We start from the raw sequence: 3,966 nt of genomic DNA, 5'->3' as shown, positions 1-3,966 counted from the left end.
ACCTCAGGAGGGGAGCCGCCTGGCTGTTTCAGCAGCTAGTCCGCCCATGCTCAGAAAATGGCCGTTTGCGTTCAGGACCTGGACTGACGCGTTGGGCCAACCGGATGGACCGCTCGCATGTCTTCGACGTCCTCCACAGCGGAAGCCCGCGTGCCCAACATGGCAGCATGAACGCTGCGTATGGTGGCGTAGAGGAAGGCCGTGGTCAGCCCAAACAGCAGCATGCCGTTGAGAGCTTCGAGCGCCCCCAACATCTGCCAACGGTCAGAAAGATGGAGGCTTGCATGGCCGAAGGTCGTCATCGCACCAATTGAATACAGCATCGCCGCGCGCTCGTCTGGAAGAGCGCCGAGCCAGAGGTAGGCTCCGGCCCAGACAGCTGCCCCTATGGCGTGCAAGGCGGTGGCCGACAGCACGGTTGCTCCCACCACCGCCACAAACATCGCCAGATGGCCGCGAACTCTTTTCGCGCGCTTTAGACTTCGCTCAACGCCAAGTTCAATCGCTCCGAGACCGATGACGTGGATGACGGACGCAAGGACGATCAAGGGGAGTCCGCACAACCAGTCTGTGATCCACGCTCCCGACGCGAGAAAATCCATGCTTCTACTAGCCTCGAGCCGTGGGCGGCGGCAATCACGCTAGCGCTCCGTGGCGCGATGACGCTGAGGGCGGGACGAGCGGGAGATACAGGTACTACACCTGCTCGACCAAGGCTGCTGCAAGGGCCGAACCGAAACGGGCGGCAGCTACCTGCCGCCCGGCACGAGACGTATTCAATAACAAGGAGGATAGGGATAATAGCCGCAATAGGGCCGGGCGTAGGCGGCTCCGACGGCTGCAGCTCCGACGGCGGCGGCTCCGGCATACATCGCGCCCCGGAATGCAGTGCGCCGCGCGACGCCCGCAAAGGAAAACGGTGTAAAGGGGCGGCCGATAATATCGATGAAGATCGAGGCTCCGCCGTCGGCACCGTTTAGATCGCCCTCGAGGGTCTGAACCGCGAAGACAAGCTTGTCCCCATCCAGCTTCGGATTCTTCAGGACAACCACGGCATCCCTGACGGAGCCGTCCTTGGTATTGAAAACCGAAACAGTCGCGTTCGGAGGATCGCTGGCAAAGCTGTCCTTGCCCGTGCCCCAGTCGGCGATGATGTCAGCCGTGAGCTGATGGCCGGCGGCGCGCACGGGCCGGTCTGCGAATATGATCGAGTTCGGTGTGACGCCGGTCAGCACGAGGCTGTCGCCTTGCAATGTTGCACCACGGGAATTGAGAACGATGAGCGATGGCACAATTTGAGCCTGTGCAGCGGAGGGTGTGCCGATCGTCTTCAGTTGTCCGTTGGGCGCGCTCTGGGCCCGCGCAGTCCCGGTGTCGAGCAGTAACGTCGCCGCCAGCAATGCCATGCAAACGTGCACGGCTTTCTTGTTGCGCATCTCGTTCTCCTTGCGATCAGCCGGGGGGGCCGGCACGTTGGTGGGTGCGGACCGTAGACACGCCGAAACCGGCCGCCTATGCAAAATCGGCAAAACGAGTGCGGCTGTCCAACTATACGTTTTTCAGCATGACCCGGCGCGTATGAAGCAAGCTCTCGACCCTGTTCGCGGCAACGTTCAACGTTGCCATGTCAGTTTGATCCTCGTCCATCTCGGACAACTCGTCCTCGGCTCCGCCTTTCTGCATCGAGCACCTCTCCCGAACACAGCTAAGCCTTGCGCTGAAGCGTCGTCAGCGGCGCTTCTCCGAAAGCTGCACGGTACGTCGCAGCAAAGCGCCCGAGCTCAAAGAATTGATGCTCCCGCGCGATGCTGGCGACGCTCGCAGTGGAGGCATCGGCGCGCCGTAGCGCGGCGCGGGCCTTGTTCAGCCTGCGCAACAGGAGGTATCGCATCGGGCTAACGCCGAGAAACTCGTGACAGCACATCCGCAATGTGCGTTCGGCCACGCCGATTTCGGCACAAAGATCGGGCAACGTGATCTTCCGGTCGACGGATTTGCGCAGCGCTGTTTCGAAGCGGCTCATCAAGGCTGTGCGGTTGGAGCGTGTCCTGGATCTGTTTTCCGTCCCGTCGCCGGTGAGGCAATGGATCACGGCATGAATCATGTCCTGTTCGAGCGCCCTTGCCACTTCGGGCTGCTCAATCAGTTTGTTTGCAGGAGCCGCCAGGTGACAGGCGTGTTGGAACAGGTGCTGAAAAAGGGACAAGTCCGCGCCGGAAGGGTGGAGTAGTCTGGTGGAGCGCGGGGGCAGGATTGACGCGCCGATCAATGCCGCACTACTCCTTGCAAACAGCTCCATGGGCAAGGATATCAGACCCCATTGGCATTTGCCGCTCGATCGCTGATGCATCCGCTGGCCGGGGCCGTGAAAGGCGATCTGGCCGCCTTGGAAGGCAAACCCGTCGCATTCCAGGCTCACCCGGCCAACTGGAAAGGACAAAAAGACCCTGTCGGCTGCAAGCGAAATGCTGGCAATGCGCGGCAGCGATTCGCGCAGCCGCATGATGACGAGATGGTCCAGTTTCAGCCGCAGCAACTCCGCTTCGAAATCCCCGGGGCCGGTTATCGTGAGATTGACACCGATATCGCCAAATCCGGCTTCGTAGGCTCCGGGATCGTCAAACCTTGAAATGGAGCGTTCAGCCATATCCCTCGTCCCACCGGACGGGCGGATGGCTCTTGCGACCATTTGATGCTCATGGGGCCCGTCGATGAGGCACCATCAGGCAATCGATAGGGGTTCGACTATGCAATTCCGGCGCCATGAGACAAAAGGGCGCTTCAAAGAGCGCAGAAGGATATTTCGATCGCAAGCTGCGCTGGCGCAAACCGGCCGGTCGATTTGCGCCATCAGGTAAGGCAAATGCCGCGACTAGTGAAGCCGTCCCACGATGACTTCGACTGGCAGTGTTGTGGGACGCATGAGATGGACATGAGGATCTTGCGGGGGCCGTCGCAGTGTTTCCGACGGTAACTCTCCAAACATCGTGCGGTAGGCGACCGAGAAGCGCCCGAGCTCCCAGAACCCGTAGTTGGTCACGATATGGGTAACGGTGGCCTTGGATGCGTCAGCGCGCAGCAGCGCGCGCCGGACCAGATACATTCTTCGCAACGTGAGATAGCGGATCGGAGCCATGCCGAGATGTTCTTCGCAAGCCGATCGCAGCGTCCGCTCGGAAACGCCGGTCGCAGCGCAGAGTTCGGTCAGATAGATTGCACGGTCCGAGTTTTCAGCCAGATAATCCTCAAGCCGCGCGATAATCGCGTCGTGACGCCGCCTGCCAGCGGTGATCTCGATTCCGGCGCCCTCGGCAAGGCATCGAACCATCAGATAAGACATTTGTTGTTCGAACCCGCGACGTAGCTCCGGCGTTTCCAGAGCGTCCGGCGTCGTACGGGCCAACTCGCCGACGGTTTGGTGCATCATCAACAGGCGCGACATCAACTCCGGGCGGGGCCGAACCACGCGGGTTGCCAGCTTTGCCGGAAAGTCGGCTCCAATGATGCTTGCCAGTGTTTCATTCATATCATCCTCGGAGAGCGACATCCCACCATAGCGATGGTTGGTGCCGCAACGCTGATGCGACACATCGTACGTGTCGATGACGATATCGCCCGGCGTGACGTCCATGCCGCAGTGCTGAATCGAGGGGCCTTCGCGCGTCAGAAAGCCGATGGATCTACGCCCGGGCCGGACGGCAATTCTATTGACTTGCGGCAGATTCAGCTCGTACCGGCTCATCCAAAGCCGATTCAAACCAATCTGCTCAATCGTGAGATCGAGCTCGCCACGCTTCGTCGGAAATACGTTGATCTCGCATCCTTGAACCGCGCTCGGGCAAAGCAACGGATCTTCGATCCTCATCCTTCTAACCCAAAACACTTCGGATACCCCCGCAACATTTGGATGCCTGAGAGAGATCGCACGAACGTAACATCGCCGTTAAACTGGTAAGTCGAAATTCT

The 3,966-nt window shown here is 60.2% G+C and carries 5 protein-coding genes; all 5 read right to left on the bottom strand.

The genetic code is table 11. The features are described 5' to 3' along the window. Nucleotides 1-71 precede the first annotated feature (71 nt). On the bottom strand, nt 72-602 hold the full coding sequence (locus AC630_RS37795) for a hypothetical protein (protein WP_074123459.1): 531 nt from the start codon (nt 600-602) through the stop codon (nt 72-74). A gap of 174 nt (nt 603-776) precedes the next feature. Continuing rightward, a complete protein-coding gene (locus tag AC630_RS37790) occupies nt 777-1,436 on the bottom strand; it encodes a hypothetical protein (protein ID WP_245330634.1) in 660 nt (219 codons plus the stop codon). Between the two features lie 112 nt (nt 1,437-1,548). Then, nucleotides 1,549-1,683, bottom strand: coding sequence for a hypothetical protein (locus tag AC630_RS47950; protein WP_283808481.1), 135 nt, complete (start codon nt 1,681-1,683; stop codon nt 1,549-1,551). Between the two features lie 22 nt (nt 1,684-1,705). Then, nucleotides 1,706-2,647, bottom strand: coding sequence for a helix-turn-helix domain-containing protein (locus AC630_RS37785; protein ID WP_167561359.1), 942 nt, complete (start codon nt 2,645-2,647; stop codon nt 1,706-1,708). A gap of 225 nt (nt 2,648-2,872) precedes the next feature. Beyond that, nucleotides 2,873-3,865, bottom strand: a complete 993-nt coding sequence (locus tag AC630_RS37780; RefSeq protein ID WP_074123457.1) for an AraC family transcriptional regulator — start codon at nt 3,863-3,865, stop codon at nt 2,873-2,875. Nucleotides 3,866-3,966 lie beyond the last annotated feature (101 nt).

Source organism: Bradyrhizobium sp. AS23.2 (assembly GCF_001908185.1).
Lineage (GTDB): Bacteria > Pseudomonadota > Alphaproteobacteria > Rhizobiales > Xanthobacteraceae > Bradyrhizobium.
This window is presented reverse-complemented; position numbering and strand designations above follow the sequence as displayed.

What these genes read in the sequence shown, in the direction of transcription:
- AC630_RS37790 (WP_245330634.1), bottom strand. Translation starts at nt 1,436, where the DNA reads ATGCGCAACAAGAAAGCCGTGCACGTTTGCATGGCATTGCTGGCGGCG.
- AC630_RS37795 (WP_074123459.1), bottom strand. Translation starts at nt 602, where the DNA reads ATGGATTTTCTCGCGTCGGGAGCGTGGATCACAGACTGGTTGTGCGGA.
- AC630_RS47950 (WP_283808481.1), bottom strand. Translation starts at nt 1,683, where the DNA reads ATGCAGAAAGGCGGAGCCGAGGACGAGTTGTCCGAGATGGACGAGGAT.
- AC630_RS37780 (WP_074123457.1), bottom strand. Translation starts at nt 3,865, where the DNA reads ATGAGGATCGAAGATCCGTTGCTTTGCCCGAGCGCGGTTCAAGGATGC.
- AC630_RS37785 (WP_167561359.1), bottom strand. Translation starts at nt 2,647, where the DNA reads ATGGCTGAACGCTCCATTTCAAGGTTTGACGATCCCGGAGCCTACGAA.